The organism is Micromonospora sp. NBC_00898, assembly GCF_045207895.1.
GTDB lineage: Bacteria > Actinomycetota > Actinomycetes > Mycobacteriales > Micromonosporaceae > Micromonospora.
In genome coordinates, this window is record NZ_CP108775.1 from 4098793 (window position 1) to 4115880 (window position 17088).

Annotated in this window: 15 protein-coding genes; 4 read left to right on the forward strand and 11 right to left on the reverse strand. The window is 74.3% G+C overall.

Features of this window, described 5'->3' with window-relative positions; translation table 11 throughout:
* Positions 1-42 precede the first annotated feature (42 nt).
* The gene (locus OG799_RS19935; RefSeq protein WP_406036683.1) at positions 43-1926 is read right to left on the reverse strand and encodes a hypothetical protein; all 1884 of its coding nucleotides are present in this window, start codon (positions 1924-1926) and stop codon (positions 43-45) included.
* The gene (locus tag OG799_RS19940) at positions 1890-3770 is read right to left on the reverse strand and encodes a hypothetical protein (RefSeq protein WP_406036684.1); all 1881 of its coding nucleotides are present in this window, start codon (positions 3768-3770) and stop codon (positions 1890-1892) included. Before OG799_RS19940 ends, OG799_RS19935 begins: the two co-directional genes overlap by 37 nt.
* 159 nt (positions 3771-3929) lie before the next feature.
* Between OG799_RS19940 and OG799_RS19945 the strand changes: the two genes are divergently transcribed.
* The gene (locus tag OG799_RS19945) at positions 3930-5123 is read left to right on the forward strand and encodes a hypothetical protein (protein ID WP_406036685.1); all 1194 of its coding nucleotides are present in this window, start codon (positions 3930-3932) and stop codon (positions 5121-5123) included.
* Positions 5124-5175: 52 nt separating this feature from the next.
* On the opposite strand, the gene dxs is transcribed toward OG799_RS19945, so the two are convergent.
* The 3 genes from dxs to OG799_RS19960 all read right to left on the reverse strand — a co-directional run bounded on the left by dxs (position 5176) and on the right by OG799_RS19960 (position 10736).
* Complete coding sequence (dxs, locus tag OG799_RS19950; protein ID WP_406036686.1) at positions 5176-7125, reverse strand: 1-deoxy-D-xylulose-5-phosphate synthase; 1950 nt, start codon at positions 7123-7125, stop codon at positions 5176-5178.
* Positions 7126-7425: 300 nt separating this feature from the next.
* On the reverse strand, positions 7426-8673 hold the full coding sequence (locus OG799_RS19955) for a class I SAM-dependent RNA methyltransferase (protein WP_406036687.1): 1248 nt from the start codon (positions 8671-8673) through the stop codon (positions 7426-7428).
* The gene (locus OG799_RS19960) at positions 8670-10736 is read right to left on the reverse strand and encodes an APC family permease (protein ID WP_406036688.1); all 2067 of its coding nucleotides are present in this window, start codon (positions 10734-10736) and stop codon (positions 8670-8672) included. The genes OG799_RS19955 and OG799_RS19960 overlap by 4 nt, the downstream gene beginning before the upstream one ends.
* A 157-nt stretch (positions 10737-10893) precedes the next feature.
* Between OG799_RS19960 and OG799_RS19965 the strand changes: the two genes are divergently transcribed.
* Complete coding sequence (locus tag OG799_RS19965; protein WP_406036689.1) at positions 10894-11559, forward strand: potassium channel family protein; 666 nt, start codon at positions 10894-10896, stop codon at positions 11557-11559.
* Positions 11560-11561: 2 nt separating this feature from the next.
* Positions 11562-12251, forward strand: coding sequence for a potassium channel family protein (locus tag OG799_RS19970; protein WP_406036690.1), 690 nt, complete (start codon positions 11562-11564; stop codon positions 12249-12251).
* 48 nt (positions 12252-12299) lie between these two features.
* Here OG799_RS19970 and OG799_RS19975 read toward each other — a convergent pair whose 3' ends face one another.
* The 4 genes from OG799_RS19975 to dut form a co-directional block, all read right to left on the reverse strand.
* Positions 12300-12977 (reverse strand): DUF3159 domain-containing protein, encoded by a 678-nt coding sequence (locus tag OG799_RS19975; RefSeq protein WP_406036691.1) that lies wholly within the window; start codon positions 12975-12977, stop codon positions 12300-12302.
* Entirely contained in the window at positions 12974-13354 is a 381-nt protein-coding gene (locus tag OG799_RS19980) for an OB-fold nucleic acid binding domain-containing protein (RefSeq protein WP_406036692.1), read from the reverse strand. The genes OG799_RS19975 and OG799_RS19980 overlap by 4 nt, the downstream gene beginning before the upstream one ends.
* 234 nt (positions 13355-13588) lie before the next feature.
* Positions 13589-14254, reverse strand: a complete 666-nt coding sequence (locus OG799_RS19985; protein ID WP_406036693.1) for a DUF3710 domain-containing protein — start codon at positions 14252-14254, stop codon at positions 13589-13591.
* A gap of 25 nt (positions 14255-14279) precedes the next feature.
* Positions 14280-14813 carry a dUTP diphosphatase gene (dut, locus tag OG799_RS19990; protein ID WP_406036694.1) on the reverse strand — a complete coding sequence of 178 codons (534 nt, stop codon included), beginning with the start codon at positions 14811-14813 and terminating at the stop codon, positions 14280-14282.
* 89 nt (positions 14814-14902) lie between these two features.
* Here dut and OG799_RS19995 point away from each other — a divergent pair, with 89 nt between their 5' ends.
* A complete protein-coding gene (locus tag OG799_RS19995) occupies positions 14903-15397 on the forward strand; it encodes a DUF3093 domain-containing protein (RefSeq protein WP_406046341.1) in 495 nt (164 codons plus the stop codon).
* 25 nt (positions 15398-15422) lie between these two features.
* Here the strand turns inward: OG799_RS19995 and OG799_RS20000 are convergent, their stop codons facing one another.
* Positions 15423-16232, reverse strand: coding sequence for a hypothetical protein (locus OG799_RS20000; RefSeq protein WP_406046342.1), 810 nt, complete (start codon positions 16230-16232; stop codon positions 15423-15425).
* Between the two features lie 188 nt (positions 16233-16420).
* Complete coding sequence (locus OG799_RS20005; protein WP_007075406.1) at positions 16421-16717, reverse strand: DUF4193 domain-containing protein; 297 nt, start codon at positions 16715-16717, stop codon at positions 16421-16423.
* Positions 16718-17088: the final 371 nt, after the last annotated feature.

The following is a 17088-nucleotide window of genomic DNA, read 5'->3' on the forward strand; positions in this document are numbered from 1 at the left end:
CCGCCGCCGGCCGGGCCGGCGCCCGCGTCTTCGGTCGGCCGGTCAGCCGACCAGCGGGCGGACGTCCCAGATGTGCGCGCCGGGCACGTCGCGGCCCGGGCCGACGAGCGCGTCCACCGTCGCCCGGACCGGGTCGGCGGGCGACGAGTCGGCCTGCACCAGGACGGCCGCCCGCCAGTGGCGCAGGTCCTCGACCGCCTGGCGCCGGTCCGCGTCGCCCACCGGCGGCACCTGGCCGCTCTCCGCGGCCCGGCGCAGCAGCAGCGAGGTCGGGGTGTCCGGCGCGCCCCAGTGCGCGGTCCGGTCGGCCGCGCCCGCCGGGCCGATGAAGTAGCCCCCGGGCGCGGTGAAGGCCAGCCCGGTCCGGGCCGACCAGAACGTGGCCGGGCTGACCGCCGCCCCGGTCACCGGCGGCACCGGCACCAGCGTCCGCCCCGGCGGCACGTACGCCCGCCAGCCGCCGTCGGCCACGAACGCCGGCACCGGACCGGCGGGCACGGTGCGGATCGGCGTCGGGACGAGCGGCAGCAGCGCGGCGGCCACCGCCGCGGTCCAGCGCAGCCGCCGCGCCGGGGCGACGCGGTGGTCGTACGCCCGGTCCAGGGCGAGGGCGAGCAGCACCCCCAGCACCGGTACGCAGACCAGCGCGAACCGGGCGGGCACCACCAGGTCGAGCAGCGGCACCCCGCTGACCAGCCGGTACGGCCCGGGCAGCCCGGTCTCGTGGTGGCTCACCCGGATCGTGGGGCCGAGGGAGAGCAGGGCGAAGAGCAGGCCGCAGCCCGCCAGCGCGCGGACCAGCGGCCGCCGCCACAGCCGGACCACCACCAGCACGGCGAGCAGCGGCAGGACCGGCCCGAAGAAGGAGTTCTCCTCGGTCGCGTTCGGCGACAGCAGCGCCGCCGAGTGGCCGTCCCCGACGACGGTCTGTCGCGCGGCGGCGGTGAACGAGGCCGCGTCGAGCCGGTAACCCTGCGCGAAGAAGGGCATCCCGGCGTAGTTGCCGGGACCGTGGAACTGGAACCACAGCGGGTACGCCAGCAGCGCCCCCGCGACCAGCGCGCCGACGCCGAGCCGGCCGAGCAGCGCGGGTGCCCGCCGCCGCGCGCCCCCCGGGTCGGCCAGCGCGTACGCCCCGGCGAGGACCCCGGCGGCGAGGGCGAGGAAGACCAGCACCTCCTCGCCGAGGAAGACCTGGTACGCCACCGCCAGCCCGAGCAGCACCCCGTCCCGGCGTACCCGGTCGGTGGCGGGCCGGAACACCAGCCCGAGGATCACCGGGACCAGGAACTGGGCGGCCATGTGCAGGTGCGCACCGGCCTGCGAGACCATCCCCGGGGCGAAGCCGCAGAACAGTCCGCCGACCGCCGCGGCGACCCGGGAGCGGACCAGCCGGCGGGCCAGCAGCGCGTACCAGGCGGTGGCGGTGCCGGCCAGGCAGCAGACCACGGCCACCAGGAAGGCCGTCTGGGAGCCGAGCAGCAGGGTCACCGGGGTCAGCGGCACGCCCAGCCCGAGCACCGAGGTGTTGGCCATCAGGTTGACCCCGTCCGGGGCGTTCAGGGCGGTGCTGTGCAGCGGGTTCTCCGCGCCGGTCACCGCCCGCGCCGCCCTGGCCAGCATCCACTCGAAGAGCATCTGGTCGCCGGCCTGGTGGAAGAGCCGTTCCGGGCGGCCCCACTGCCAGGCGGTGAGCAGCACGGCCAGCACGAGGTAGCCGGCGACCACCAGCACGTCGAACCGGCGCGGTACGCGGCGGCGGGACCGGCCCGTCGACGCGGCGTCGGTCGGACCCGCCGGGCCCGCCGGGGCGGCGGCGGTCGGCTCCACGCGGGCGGCCGGGGCGGCGGCGGTCGGCTCGGCCGGGGCGGCGGCCGGCGACGCGGCGGTCAGGCCGACCGGTCGGTCAGTGTCCGGACGTCCCACAACCACACGTCCAACTCCTGCCGGCCGGGGCCGACCAGCTGCTCGACGGTACGCCGCAGCGGCTCGGCGTTCTGCTGGTCCAGCGGCAGCACCACCACGGCGGCCCGCCAGTGCCGCAGTTCGTCCAGGCAGCGGCGGCGCTGCCGGTCGTCCAGCTTCGGCGTACGGCCGGTGGTGGCCACCTCCGCCAACAGCTCACCGATGCCGCTCGGCCGCCCGCCGAACCGGCCCGGGTCGCCGGTCACGCCGTTGCGCGGGGCGAGGAAGTAGCCACCGGGGATCTTGAAGTCCAGGTTGGTGCTGGCGGCCCAGCGCATCGCGTGGGTGTTGCCCATGCTGGGCACGGGGACCGACACGAGCGTCTGGTCCGGGCCGACGTACTCGCGCCAGCGGTCGGCGGTGATGAACCGCGGGACCGCCGGCCGGGTGGTGACCTGCAACGGCATCGGCGCGATCGGCAGCAGCGCCAGGACCAGGCCGGCGACGGTCAGCGTCCGCACGGTCCGTCGCTCGGCGGTCCGCAGCGACCAGGACCGCTCGACGGCCAGGGCCAGCAGCACCGCGATCACCACGGTGGTGATCAGGCCGAACCGGGTGGGCACCACAGTGTCGAGCAGCGGCAGCCGGACCAGCAGCTCCCACGGGCCGGTGCCGAGGTCCCGGTCCCACCAGGACACCCGTTCGCCGAGGGAGAGCACGGCGAAGAGCAGCCCGGTCGCCGCGAGCGCCCGGACCACCACCTCGCGGCGCAGCCAGGCCACGATGCCGACGGCCAGCAGCGACAGGCTCCAGCCGAAGAAGACGTTCTCCTCGGAGTAGTTCGGAGCGAGGTTGACGTTGGCCCGCTCGTTGCCGCCCAGGGTGGGCGAGCCGGGTGCGAAGAACGCGGCGATGTCGTTGCCGTAGTCGCGGACCGTGTCGCTGAGCCCGTGGTACGCCATCGGCCCGGTGAACTGCACCCGGAGCGGGTACGCCAGCAGCGCCCCGGCCAGCACCGCGCAGACCGCCAGCCCGGTGGCGAGCGGGCGCCACGCCGCCGACCAGAGGCCACGCCGCTGGGCGAGCACGGCGAGCAGGAAGACGCCGCAGGCCAGCGCGGTGAAGAGCAGGATCTCCTCGTTGATGAACGCCTGCGCGGTGACCAGCAGGGCGAGCAGCACCCCGTCGCGGACCGGGCGGGTGGCCCGGGTCAGCACCAGCACCCGCCAGACGATGAACGGCAGCAGAAACTGCGAGATGATGTTGGGGTGCCAGTTGGCGTGCGAGAGCATCGCCGGCGAGAACCCGCAGAACCAGCCGCCCACCGCGGCGGCCAGCCGGGTCCGCACGACGTGCCGGGAGAGCACGTGGTACCAGGCGGCGGCGGTGCCGGCCAGGCCGAGCGTGACCAGCGTCACGAAGGAGACGGCCGGTCCGAACAGGAGGGTCACCGGCACCATCGGGATGCCGAGCGCCAGGATGGCGGTGTTCGCCATCAGGTTGACCCCGTCGGGATAGTTGAACTGGTCGGTGTAGAACGGGAACTCGCCGCGCAGCACCACCCGGACGGAGTGGGCGAGGAAGAACTGCACCTGCGCCGGGTCGCTGCTGTAGAGGGAGGCGACCCGACCGGCCGGGTCGGCCCAGATCCGGCTGGTCACCCAGACCGCGGCGAGCAGGAAGACGCCGTGCACCGCCAGGTCCAGCCGCCGCGGCGTCCACCGCCAGCGCCGCCGGGCGGCCGGGCGACCGGGCTCGGGGGCGCGGCCGGCGTCGGTGACCCGGTCGGCGTCGGTGACGAGCGGGGAGCCGGTCGGGGCGTCGGCATCCGGTGCGGAGTCGACACGGGTCTCGGCAGGCGTCACAGTCGGCGGAGTCTACCGGAGTGGGTAAACGGCACGAAACGCACGTCACTATCCTCAGTGGCGTCCGGACCGGGGCGAGCCGGGCGCGGCCCACTGACCGGACATCTCGTACCATGTGGCTTCGAAAACACGACCGGCGACGCGATCGGGGGCGTACAGGTGGCTTCAGTCCGCCGGCGCGGCACGACGGCCACCGCACTGCTGGGCCTGCTGCTGACCGCGACCGCGTGCGGTCCGGTCGTCGATCGGCGGGCGACGACGCTGCCGGTCGGTTACGACAGCCTGGACGGGACCCTGGCGGTCTGGCCGCCGCGCGGCAGCCGGGCCGGTGACGCCGCCACGACGGCGGCGGTCAGCGCGGCCGTCCGCGACTGGCGTACCCCGGTCGACGACCGGGCGCACCTGCCCTCGTCGGGCATCCTGTACTCCGGGCAGGTGGACGCCACGCCGCTGGCCCTGGTCGCCGCGGACGTGCCCGGCGAGAGCGCCTCCTGGCTGTTGCAGCTCACCCACGACGGCGACCGGTGGAGGGTCAACCACGCCACCGAGTACACCGACCCGGGCTACCTGGTCTACTCCGACGTGCTGCCGGTCCAGCTCCCGGGCGGCCGGCGTTACCTGACCTCGGCGCGGGTGGAGCGGCTGCTCGCCCCGGACGGCCGGGCGCTGCCCACCGCCGACGGCCTCACCGCGCCGGTCGCCGTGCCGGCCTGTCGGGCGGTGGAGCTGACCGCGACGCTGCGGCCCACCCGGTCGCTGCCGCGCGGCCGGGCCGCGGACCGCCTGCTCGACCTGGGTACGGCCACCGCCGATCCGCGGTACCCGCTGGTCCAGGACGAGACCGGCTCGGGCCGCCGGGCCCTGACCGGGCTGGACACCTGCGCGCTCGGCGGCGAGCGGGGCCCGTTCGGCAGCGTCCCGCGCCGGATCGGCGACCGGAACGCCCCCCGTTCGACGCCGGAGTCGTGGCCGATGGCGAAGCTCGCCGTCCGCTCACTGGGCGAGGTCGCCCTCGGCGGCGGCGAGCCGGCCGACCTGGAGCAGCTGACCTGGGAGAGCGCCACCGGCACGATGACCGCGGTGGTCTACCGCCCGGCCGACGGCGGGACCCCGGTGGTCTCCCCCGCCGACCGCGCCACCACCCTCCAGGCGTACCTGCTGCCGATGCCGGGGCAGCCGCTGGCGGTGCTGACCTGGCGGGCCACCCGGGACACCTCGTTCGCGGCGCCGCCGGGCACGTCACGCCTGGTGGACCGGCCGGGCCTGGTGGTGGCGCCGCAGCCGGCGGCGAAGCAGACGTTAAGCCTGGCCGGCACCGAGAAGACCTGGTACCGGTCCGTCGGAGGCCGCTGACCGCAGCGAACGGGCGGCCCGAGTGCGCGGGCCGCCCGTTCGTCGTGCGGCGTCAGTTCTTGGCGGCGGCCTTGTCGGGCTGGACGTCCTCGACGGGCTGGGCGTCGAGGCGGGAGATCCAGCCGGTGACGTCCCGGGCCACGTCCTGCGCGGTCAGCCCGAGGTCCGCGAGGATCTGCGCGCGGGTGCCGTGCGGGTGCCAGTCGGCCGGTACGCCCAGGTCGCGCAGCGGCACCCGGACGTCGGCGTCCCGCATCGCCTGGGCGATGGCGTCACCGACACCGCCGACCCGGACGCCGTCCTCGACGGTGACCACGAGCCGGTGGCCGGCGGCCAGCTCGACCAGCTCGGCCGGGACCGGGCGGACCCAGCGCGGGTCGACCACGGTCACCCCGTAGCCCTGCTCGGCGACCCGGGCAGCCACCTCCATGCCCAGCCCGGCGAAGGAGCCGACCGCGACCAGCAGCACGTCGGTGCGGGCCGACTCGGCGAGCACGTCGACGGTGCCGACCCGGCGGACGGCCGGCAGGTCTGCCGCGACGGTGCCGGTCGGGAAGCGGACGATGGTCGGGCCGTCGTCCACGGCGACCGCCTCGCGCAGCTCCTCGCGGAGGCTGGCGGAGTCGCGGGGCGCGGCGATCCGCAGGCCGGGCACCACGCCGAAGACGGACATGTCCCAGATGCCGTAGTGGCTGGGCCCGTCCGGGCCGGTGATGCCGGCCCGGTCCAGCACGAAGGTCACCGGCAGCTTGTGCATCGCCACGTCCAGCAGGACCTGGTCGAAGGCCCGGTTGAGGAAGGTGGCGTAGACCGCCACCACCGGGTGCAGGCCGCCCATCGCCAGCCCGGCCGCCGACGTGGCGGCGTGCTGCTCGGCGATGCCGACGTCGTAGACCCGGTGCGGGTGCTTGCGGGCCAGGGTGGCGATGCCGGTCGGCCCGGCCATCGCGGCGGTGACGCCCACCACGTCGGGTCGCTCGTCGGCGATCTTCACCAACTCGTCGGCGAAGACGTGGGTCCATTTCACCGACGGGGCGGCGAGCAGCTTGCCGGTCTCCACGTCGAACGCGCTGCCGGGGCCGTGCAGGCAGTCCGCCTCGTCCTCCTCGGCCGGACGGTAGCCGTAGCCCTTGCGGGTCACCGCGTGCACGATCACCGGGCCGCCGAAGTGCTTCGCGGCGCGCAGCGCCGACTCGACCGCGGCGATGTCGTGCCCGTCGACCGGGCCGACATACTTGATGCCGAGGTCCTCGAACATGGCCTGCGGGGCGACCGCGTCCTTGATGCCCTTCTTGACCGCGTGCAGCACCTCGTACATCGGCCGGCCGACCAGCGGCGTGGAGCCGAGGGCGTCCTTGACGGTGTCGAGCATCTTCTCGTAGCCGGGGTTGAGCCGCAGCGAGGAGAGGTGGTCGGCGAGACCGCCGATGGTCGGCGAGTACGACCGGCCGTTGTCGTTGACCACGATGACCAGGGGGTTGCCGGCGGTGGCGATGTTGTTCAGCGCCTCCCAGCACATGCCGCCGGTCAGCGCGCCGTCGCCGACCATGGCGACCACGCTGCGCGGCTCGCCGCGCAGCGCGTACGCCTTGGCCAGCCCGTCGGCGTAGGACAGGGCGGTGGAGGCGTGCGAGTTCTCGATCAGGTCGTGCTCGCTCTCGGCCTGGCTCGGGTAGCCGGAGAGGCCACCCCGCTGGCGGAGCTTGTCGAAGCCGTCCTGCCGGCCGGTGACGATCTTGTGCACGTAGGCCTGGTGGCCGGTGTCGAACAGGAGCCGGTCCCGCGGGGAGTCGAAGACCCGGTGCATCGCCAGGGTCAGCTCCACCACGCCCAGGTTCGGACCGACGTGCCCGCCGGTACGGGAGACCTTGGCGATCAGGAAGTCACGGATCTCGGCGGCGAGGATGTCCAGCTGCTCGGCGGTCATCCGCTTGACGTCCTGCGGGCCGCGGATGGCGCCCAGCAGCCGACCGTGGTTGGCCCTGCCCTCTTCAACACTCATGACGGAAGAGTCTATCGGCCGCCCGACAGCCCGCAGCTCGGCCCGAGATCACCGCAGGTCGGGGCGGGTATGCCCTGCTCAGCCGGGTGCTCGAAGCGTCCCGGCCGGCACTGTCCTGCGTTCCCTTTGCTCTGCTTCAGCGACGGCAACACCCGATGTCCGGATAGCGGACACCAGATGTTGCGTGGGGTGCAGCAGAGCAAAGGCGGCACAAGACCATGTCGGCCGGCGAACGACGATCACCGACAGTCACCGCTCACCGGCCGGACCAGCCTTGGGGTCGGGTCGGGTCGGGTCGGGTCAGGCGGGCGGCAGGAGCAGGCCGACCAGCTCCACGTGCTGGGTCATCGGGAACAGGTCGAAGCCCCGCAGCGCGGCCAGCCGCCAGCCCAGGCCGGTGAAGGTGCGCACGTCCCGGGCGAAGGCGGCCGGGTCGCAGGCGACGTAGGCGACCGCGCGCGGGCGGGCGGCCACCACGTCCCGCACCACCTGGGCGCCCGCGCCGGAGCGCGGCGGGTCCAGCACCACCAGGTCGACCGGACCGGTGACCCGGCGGCGGGCCAGCGCCGTCTCCACCCGGGCGGCGACCACCTCCACCCGGGGCAGGTCGGCCAGGTTCTCCCGGGCGGCGGCCACACCCTGCTCGGACGACTCGACCAGGGTGACCCGGGCGTCGCCGACCCGGCCGGCCAGCGCGGCGGCGAAGAGCCCGGCCCCGCCGTACAGGTCCCAGGCGGTCTCGCCGGGGCGCGGGGCGAGCAGGTCGAGGACCGCCCCGACCAGGGTGTCCGCGGCGGCGGGGTGCACCTGCCAGAAGCCGGACGCGGGCAGCGACCAGTCCCGCCCGGCGGCCACCTCGCGGACCACGGCCGGTCCGCTGACCGGCGTCGGTACCCCCTCGGCCACCGCCACCACGCTGACGTCGCCGCCGGTGGAGGCGACCGTCTCGACGGCCTCCGCGTCCGGCCAGCGGGTCCCGCTGGGGGTGAGCACCGGCAGCTCCTGGATCGCCGGGTGCGCGATCAGGCAGCGCTCGATCGGCACCACCTCGTGCGAGCGGTGCTTGAGCAGCCCGGCCCGGCCGGCGCCGTCGACGGCGTACCGGACCCGGGAGCGCCAGCCCAGCAGGCCGCCGGGCAGCGCCTCGACCCGGACGGCGAGCGCGTCGACCTCGGCGTCGGTGAGCCCAGCCAGCCGGGTGAGCTGCTCACGCACCACGGCGGTCTTCCAGCCCAGCTGCGCCCCGGGCGCCACGTGTTGCAGGTCGCAGCCGCCGCAGCGGCCCGGCTTCGCGTACGGGCAGGGCGACTCGACGCGGTCCGGGGAGGCGTCGAGGATCTCCACCGCGTCGGCCCGGGCGAAGCCCCGGTGCAGCTCGGTCACCTCGGCCACCACCCGCTCGCCGGGCAGCGCGTGCCGCACGAAGACCACCTGGCCGTCGAACCGGGCCACGCAGTGCCCGCCGGGGGCGACCGCGTCCACGGTCAGCTCGACCCGCTCGGCCTCCTCCAGCCCGCGCCGTTCCCCGATCACCTCGCCGGCCGTCACGGGCGCTCCCCGGCCGGGCCGCTCTCGCCGGGCGCTGCGGAGACCACCGGCGGGACGGTCGGCGGCAGGGTGCTGCGCGGGGCGACCCGCGGCCCGCGCGCCGGGCCGCGGCTGAGCGTGGCGTCGAGGCGGTCCAGGTTCTTGCTGGCGGTCGAGGCGAGCTGCCACGGCACGCTGGTCACCATCACCCCCGGCTCGAAGAGCAGCCGCCCCTTGAGCCGCAGCGCGCTCTGGTTGTGCAGCAGGTTCTCCCACCAGCGGCCGACCACGTACTCGGGAATGAACACCGTGACCACGTCACGCGGCGACTCCCGGCGGGTGGAGGCCACGAAGTTGAGGATCGGCCGGGTGATCTCCCGGTACGGCGAGTCGACCACGGTCAGCGGGACGGGCAGCTCCCGCCGCTCCCACTCCTCCTGGAGCTGGCGGGTGTCCTTCTCGTCCACGTTCACGGTGACCGCGGTGAGCGTGTCCGGCCGGGTCGCCCGGGCGTACGCGATGGCCCGCAGGGTCGGCTGGTGCAGCTTGCTGACCAGCACGATGGCGTGGTTGCGGGCGGGCAGCACGCCCCGCGCCTCGGTCGGCTCCAGCTCGGCGGCGATCCGGTCGTAGTGCCGGCGGATGGCCAGCATCAGCAGGTAGATCACGGCCATCGCGGCGATCGCGATCCAGGCGCCCAGCAGGAACTTGGTGATCAGCACGATGACCAGCACGACGCCGGTCATCGCCATGCCGAAACTGTTGATGGCCCGGGAGCGGATCATCCGGTGGCGCGCCTCCGGGTCCCGCTCGGTACGCAGGTGCCGGTTCCAGTGCCGGATCATGCCGGCCTGGGAGAGGGTGAACGAGACGAAGACGCCGACGATGTAGAGCTGGATCAGCCGGGTCACCTCGGCCTGGAACCCGATGATCAGCACGACCGCGAAGACGGCGAGGAAGACGATGCCGTTGGAGAAGGCCAGCCGGTCGCCCCGGGTGTGGAACTGCCGGGGCAGGTAGCGGTCCTGGGCCAGGATCGAGCCGAGCACCGGGAAGCCGTTGAACGCGGTGTTCGCGGCCAGGAAGAGGATCAGCGCGGTCATCCCGGCGACGACGAAGAGCAGCGCCGAACCGGAACCGAAGACCGTCTCGCCGAGCTGGGTGGTGACCGTCTTCTGCACGTACCCGTCAGGCCCGGAGACGATCTGCGACGGGTCCTCGACGAACTGGAGGCCGGTGAGCCGGGACAGCCAGATGATGCCGACCAGCATGCTCACCGCGATGGTGCCGAGCAGCAGCAGGGTGGTGGCCGCGTTGCGGCTCTTCGGCGCCTTGAACGCGGGCACCCCGTTGGAGATGGCCTCCACACCGGTGAGCGCGGCGCAGCCGGAGGAGAAGGTCCGCAGCAGCAGGAAGACCAGCGCGAAGCCGGCCACGCTGTGCTCCGGGCGGATCACCAGGTCGGCGCTGGGGGCGCGCAGGTCGTCGCCGAGCACGAAGACCCGGACCAGCCCGGTGAGGATCATCCCGACCATCACGATGATGAAGCCGTAGGTGGGGATCGCGAAGGCGGTCCCCGACTCGCGCAGCCCGCGCAGGTTCACCGCGGTCAGCACCGCCACCGCGAGGACCGCGATCATCACCTTGTGGGTGCCCACGAAGGGCACCACCGAGCCGAGGTTCGCCACGCCGGAGGAGACCGACACCGCCACGGTGAGCACGTAGTCGACCAGGAGCGCGCTGCCCACCGCCAGCCCGGCCCGGGGCCCGAGGTTGACCGTCGCCACCTCGTAGTCGCCGCCGCCCGACGGGTAGGCGTGCACGTTCTGCCGGTAGCTCGCCACCACGGTGAGCATCACCACGACCACCGCGAGCGCGATCCACGGCGAGAACAGGTACGCCGACGCGCCCGCGATGGAGAGCGTCAACAGGATCTCATCGGGAGCGTACGCGACGCTGGAGAGCGCGTCGGAGGCGAAGACCGGCAGCGCGATCCGCTTGGGGAGGAGGGTGTGCTGGAGCCGGTCGGACCGGAACGGTCGACCGACGAGGAGTCGCTTCAGCAGCGAGGTGGGACTGGCCACAAGCGCTAAGGGTACGACCAACCCGCGCCGGCCGTCGGGGGTGCCTGATCAACCTCCCGCGCGCCCGCGCGGTACGGTCGGTCCCCCCGCGCGGCGCGGGGACGTGGCAGGCTCGCAGACGACGGGCCCACCGAGCACCGTGGGAGGAGCGGACACCGTGCATGTCGTGATCATGGGCTGCGGCCGGGTCGGGTCGACCCTCGCCCACAGCCTGGAGTCCCGGGGGCACTCGGTGGCGGTGATCGACCAGGACGCGGACGCGTTCCGCCGCCTCGGCCCCGACTTCGCCGGCATCACCGTCACCGGCGCCGGCTTCGACGGCGAGGTGCTGCGGCAGGCCGGCATCGAGCGGGCGGACGCCTTCGCGGCCGTCTCCAGCGGCGACAACTCCAACATCATCTCGGCCCGGCTGGCGCGGGAGACCTTCGGCGTCTCCCGGGTCGCCGCCCGGATCTACGACCAACGCCGGGCGCAGGTCTACGAGCGGCTCGGCATCCCCACCGTGGCCACCGTCCGGTGGACGGCCGACCGGATGCTGCGGCATTTGATCCCCGAGGGCAACGTCGAGATCTTCCGGGACCCGACCAGCACCGTGTCGATCGTCGAGGTGCCGGTGCACAAGGACTGGATCGGCCGGCCGCTGCGGCAGCTGGAGGAGTCCGCCGGGGCCCGGGTGGCGTACCTGATCCGCTTCGGGATCGGGATGCTGCCGACCGCCTCCACCGTGGTGCAGGAGGGCGACCAGGTCTTCATGCTGGTGACCGACGACATCATGGGGTCGGTCACGTCGGTGGCGGCGACGCCGCCGGAAGGAGGGCACTGAGCATGCGCATCGCCATCGCCGGCGCCGGCAACGTCGGCCGGTCGATCGCCCAGGAGCTGATCGACAACGGCCACCAGGTGATGCTGATCGAGCGGCAGCCGAAGATGCTCCGCCCGGACCGCGTGCCGGCCGCCGAGTGGGTGCTCGCCGACGCCTGCGAGTTGACCAGCCTGGAGGAGGCCAACGTCGCCGGCTGCGACGTGGTGGTCGCCGCCACCGGTGACGACAAGGTCAACCTGGTGGTCTCGCTGCTGGCCAAGACCGAGTTCGCGGTCCCCCGGGTGGTCGCCCGGGTCAACCGTGCCGAGAACGAGTGGCTCTTCACCGACCAGTGGGGCGTTGACGTCGCGGTGAGCAAGCCGCGGGTGATGGCCGCCCTGGTCGAGGAGGCGGTCACCGTCGGCGACCTGGTCCGGCTGATGACCTTCCGGCAGGGTGAGGCGAACCTGGTCGAGATCACCCTGCCGCCCACCGCGCCGTACGTGGGCCAGCCGATCCACGCGGTGCCGCTGCCCCGGGACGCCGCCCTGGTGGCGATCCTGCGCGGCAAGCGGGTGCTGGTGCCGAGCCCGGACGACCCGATCGAGGCCGGCGACGAGCTGATCTTCGTCTGCACCGCCCAGGTGGAGGACGAGGTCCGCGCGGTGATCCTCGGCGCCGACAGCGTCGAGCGCACCCGCGGCAAGGGCTAGTCCCGACCCGGTCACCGCCGGCCGCCCCCGCAGGGCGGTCGGCGGGGCTCAGGCGCCGGGCAGCGGCTCCGGCTCGGTCTCCCGGGTCACCCGGCGCACCGTCCAGACCGTGATGAGCAGCAGCAGCGCGTACGGCGGGTAGCCCAGCGCCAGCCGGGCCACGCCCAGCGCGGTGTCCTGGTGGGCCAGGTAGAGCCCGGCCTGCACGCCCACCTTGGCCAGCCAGACCACGCCCCAGAGCATGGTGAGCTGGGTGAAGGTGCGCACCAGCCGCGGGTCGTTCCGCCACTCGGCGCGCCCCTTGGCGACCAGCACCGACCAGATCCAGCCGACCAGGGGCTGCCGGATCGCCGCCGAGACCAGCAGGGCGAGCCCGTAGCCGATGCCGTAGAGGATGCCGGGGAGGTAGAAGTCCCGCTCGTTCCCGGTGCGCCAGGCGATGGCCGCGCCGATCGCGATGCCGAAGAGCCCGTTGACCGCGTGCCGGACCGGCCGGCGCTGGGCCAGCCGCAGCCCGGCGATGAGCAGCGCCACCGCCACCGAGGCGATGACCGCCGGGCGCAGCTCGCCCACCACGTTGGCGATCACGAAGACCACCACGGGGATGCTCGACTCGACCAGGCCGCGCCAGCCGCCGAGCTGGTCGGCCATCTGCTCGGCGAGGCTGGGCAGCCGTTCGTCGTCCGGCGGTCCGATCTCCGGCTCGGTGGTCCGGTGCGTCGTCACTTCGGCGACTCCAGCTCGTAGTACGGGTTGTAGATCACCTTGCGCTCGTCCCGGACGGCCATCCGGCCGCGGGCGGTGAGGTGCCGGCCCGGCTCGATGCCGGCGATGTGCCGGCGGCCCAACCAGACCAGCGTGACCACGTCGCTGCCGTCGTAGAGATCCGCCTCGAGCGTCGGCAGGTTCGTCCGGGGCGTGTACACCACCGTGCGGAGCCGCCCGGCGACCGAGACCACCTGACCCCGGCAGCACTGGCCGGCCGGGGTGCCGCCGGACTCGGCGCTCTCCCGGCGCAGCTCCTGCGCCTCGATCTCGGCCTCGCTGGCGGTGAGCCGTTGCAGGATGCGCCGCAGCGACACCCGGCCCTCGTCGGTCGTCATGACCTCCGCGTCACCCTCTCCACGCTGGCCGGTCCGCGCCGGCTCCCGCATCGGCCGGCCGCGCCGGCTGTGGCCCCGGCCCCGGGGATGCCGGAACCGTCCCGCCAGCGTACGCCGATCCGGCCGCCCGGCGGAGCCGGCGTCCGCCGGGGCACCTCCCCGGCGTACGGCGGGCACCCGACGGGCCCGGCGCCGCCGGCGGGAGCCGACGGGACCGGGCCCGGGGTGGTTGTCTCAGGCCTCGCGCTGGCCGGGTGCGGGGTTCTCCTCGGTGGCCTGCTCGGCCATCTCGCGGGGCAACCGCAGCGGCAGCGGCTCGCGGACCGGCTTCGCCTCGTGCCCCCGGTCGACGACCAGGCCGTCGAGGCAGACCGCCAGAGGGCCGGCCGCGGCCGGGTCGGTGGCGGCCGCGCCCTGGTAGACGGCGCGGACCATCCAGCGCGGCCCGTCGATGCCGACGAACCGCAGGTCGGTCAGGCCGTCCGGGGTGCGGACCCGGGCGTGCAGCTCGGTGCCGTACTCCCCCTCGACCTCGTTGGCGGCGGCGCCGTCGTTGAACAGCGACTGCCGGATCTCCTCGCGTACCTCGTCCCAGATGCCCTCGGAGCGCGGCGCCGCGAAGACGCCGAGCTGCAGGGCGTTCTCCCCGTGCACGAGCACGACCTGCTGGATCACGCCCTGCGGGTCGGCCTGCACCCGCACCTCGACCTCGGGCACCGCCGGGATCTGCAGGCTGCCCAGGTCCAGCCGGGGCATGTCGGGCGCCTCGGAGGCGTCGTACGGCCCCCGGGGCGGCGCCGCCGGGGTCGACTCCTCGGCGTCGTAGGAGTCGAGGACCTCGGCGTCCCGCTCGTCACGCGCGTGCCGCGCGCCACCGGCCCGCTTTCGGGAGAAGATCACTGCGCCCACCCTCCGCTGTTCGCACTCACCCTGCCACCTCTTCCGTCCGCCCGCCCGCCAGGTCCGGCGATTCCCGCCGTCCGTCGGCGCCCGCCGGGGTCGGGACCAGCCCGGCGTGCCCGCCGGTCGACCCGTGCCCGCCGGCCCCGCGCCGGGACGCGGGCAGTTCCGCCACCGGCTGGAACTCGGCCCGCGCCACCCGCTGCACGACGAGCTGCGCGATCCGGTCGCCACGGCTGATCTTCGCGGGCACGTCCCGATCATGATTGATCAGGTTGACCAGGATCTCACCCCGGTAGCCGGCGTCGACCGTACCGGGCGCGTTCAGCACCGTCACGCCGAGCCTGGCCGCCAGCCCCGACCGGGGATGCACCAGCCCGACGTACCCCTCGGGCAGCGCGAGGGCCACCCCGGTGGGGACCAGGGCCCGGCCGCCGGGCGGCAGCTCGACGTCCGCGGCGGCGACCAGGTCCGCGCCGGCGTCGCCGGGATGGGCGTACGCCGGCAGCGGCAGCTCGGGGTCGAGCTGCCGTACGGGCACGGGTACGACGTCTGTCACGGTCTTCCTCTTCCGTCCGGTCCTCGGGGTGACCCTGCCATCCTGCCGGTTGGCGCGGCCGTCGTGCGCCGTACCCTCGGACTGTGAGCCTGTCGCCATCCCCGTCGCCCGCGCCGGCCCCGTCGGCGGTGTCCCCGGCGTACGCCGAACGGCTCGGCCTGCCCTGGTGGTACTGGCTGGCCGGCGTCGGCCTGGCCGGGCTGCTCGCCGCGGAGCTCTGGATGGGCGCCTCCGGGCTGCGCTCCTGGTTGCCCTTCGTGCTGCTGCTGCCGGCGGCGGTGGCCGCGCTGTGGTGGCTGGGCCGGATCCGGGTCGCGGTGGCGGACGGCGAGCTGCGGGTGGACGACGCCCGCCTGCCGGTGCGGTTCGTCGCCGACGCCGTCCCGCTGGACGCCGCCGGCCGCCGGGAGGTGCTCGGCGTGGGCTCCGACCCGCTCGCCTTCGTCGTCCAGCGGCCGTGGATCGGCGGCGCGGTCCAGGTGGTGCTGGACGACCCGGCCGATCCGACCCCGTTCTGGGTGGTCAGCTCCCGGCACCCGGTCGAGCTGGCCGCGGCGATCATGGCCGCCCGCGACGCCGCCTGAGCCGTCGGGCAGCGGAAACCGTGGCTCAGGGGAGCGCGGGCCGTGACCCGGGCAGGTCCCGGCCCTTCCTGCGCAGGTCCCGGCGGAGTTCGTCGGCCAGCCTCCGGGTGGCCCGGCGGTTGAGGTAGCTCGCCACCGCGGCACCGGTGAGGAACGGCCCGAGGGTGGTCAGGTTGCGGCCGAAGCGCTTGAGCAGGGTGTCCCGCAGTTCCCTGCGGGCGGCGGTGCCGAGCACCGCGCTCACCCCGACCCCGGGCATCATCGGATTGATCCCCCGCTGGGTGGCCCAGGCCTGCATCAGCGCGACCGCCCGCTGGGTGCCGCCGGTGGGCAGCGGTACGCCGTGGACCTCGTGCAGTTCGCCGATCAGCTTCAGCTCGATCGCCACCACGGTGACCGTCTCGGCGGCGAGCAGCACGGGCGCGGAGAGCAGCGTCGGGGTGACCGCCCACTCGACCGCGGCGACGCCACCGCCGGCCGCGCCCACCCCGGCGGTGGCCCGGGCGGCGTTGCGGACCAGCCGCTCGGCCAACGCCTCGTCGTCCAGGCCGGGGAAGTGCCGGCGCAGGGTGGCCAGATCACGCACCGGCACGTGCGGTGCGACCTCGGCCACAGTGTCCGTCATCCAGCGGCCGGCGGCCTTCGGTTTGAACAGGTCGGCGAGCCCTCTGGCGCGCGCCTGACCGACCAGGCGGGTCAGCAGTTGCCGCCGCCGGGCCGGCGCGAGGTCGTCCGCGGTGAGCGCCGCCACGGTCGCGCCGAGCTGATCCCCGTCGTCGCTCCCGGGTGCCGGCGCCGTGGCACCCGATCGGTCGACGTCACCGCCGGCACGCACACCCGTGCCGTCGGCGTCGGGTCCGCTGGCCCGTTCGCTGTGCTCGCTCACCCGTCCGACCTCCCGACTCCCCGCCGGCTGTGGAAGACCACTAGGTACGAGTCAAGCAGCTCCCTACCGTCGGCGCACGGCGGCTCGAACAGCGGCGGCCCCGTCAAGGAGGCCGCCGCCGGTGTCACGCGTCCAGGTCAGACGCACTCGCGGCAGATCAGCTCGCCGTTGCGCTCGACCGCCAGTTGGCTGCGGTGGTGGACCAGGAAGCAGCGGGCGCACCGGAACTCGTCCTGCTGCATCGGTAGCACCTTGACCGTGAGCTCCTCGTCGGCCAGATCGGCGCCGGGCAGCTCGAAGCTCTCGGCCACCTCGGCCTCGTCGACGTCCACGGCGCCCGACTGTGAGTCGACCCGCCGGGCCTTGAGCTCTTCGAGGCTGTCCTCGCCGAGGTCGACCTCGTCGCGACGCGGGGCGTCGTAGTCGGTGGCCATCGGTTTCACTCTCCCATATCGATATGGTCGCTTCCGGTTGTAACGCCGGACGACACTGTTTCGGTTCCGCTGGCCGGCCACCATTTGTGTCGGTCACCCGACCCGAAGACCGCCGGGCCGAGTCCGCCAGAGAAACTCCCCCAGCGAGCGCGGAACCTTACCCCCCCTTTGGGCGAGGCATGTATACCGCCCTCGCGGCAGAGATGTACGCCCCTGCACCCGAACTTGTTCCCAATGTGACTCAGGCGACACGAAGATAGGGGTAGTAGTACCCGGTTCCCGGGTGGCGCGCCGGCATGTCGGGCTGTTTCCACGCGACGGCCGGACAACCGTTAACCTCAGCGGCGTACTCGACGGCCGACGGGGCGGCC

Coding starts and splice junctions, on each gene's coding strand:
- dxs (WP_406036686.1), bottom strand. CDS start 7,125: ATGAGTGTTGAAGAGGGCAGGGCCAACCACGGTCGGCTGCTGGGCGCC.
- OG799_RS19970 (WP_406036690.1), top strand. CDS start 11,562: ATGCGCATCGCCATCGCCGGCGCCGGCAACGTCGGCCGGTCGATCGCC.
- OG799_RS19980 (WP_406036692.1), bottom strand. CDS start 13,354: ATGACGACCGACGAGGGCCGGGTGTCGCTGCGGCGCATCCTGCAACGG.
- OG799_RS20005 (WP_007075406.1), bottom strand. CDS start 16,717: ATGGCCACCGACTACGACGCCCCGCGTCGCGACGAGGTCGACCTCGGC.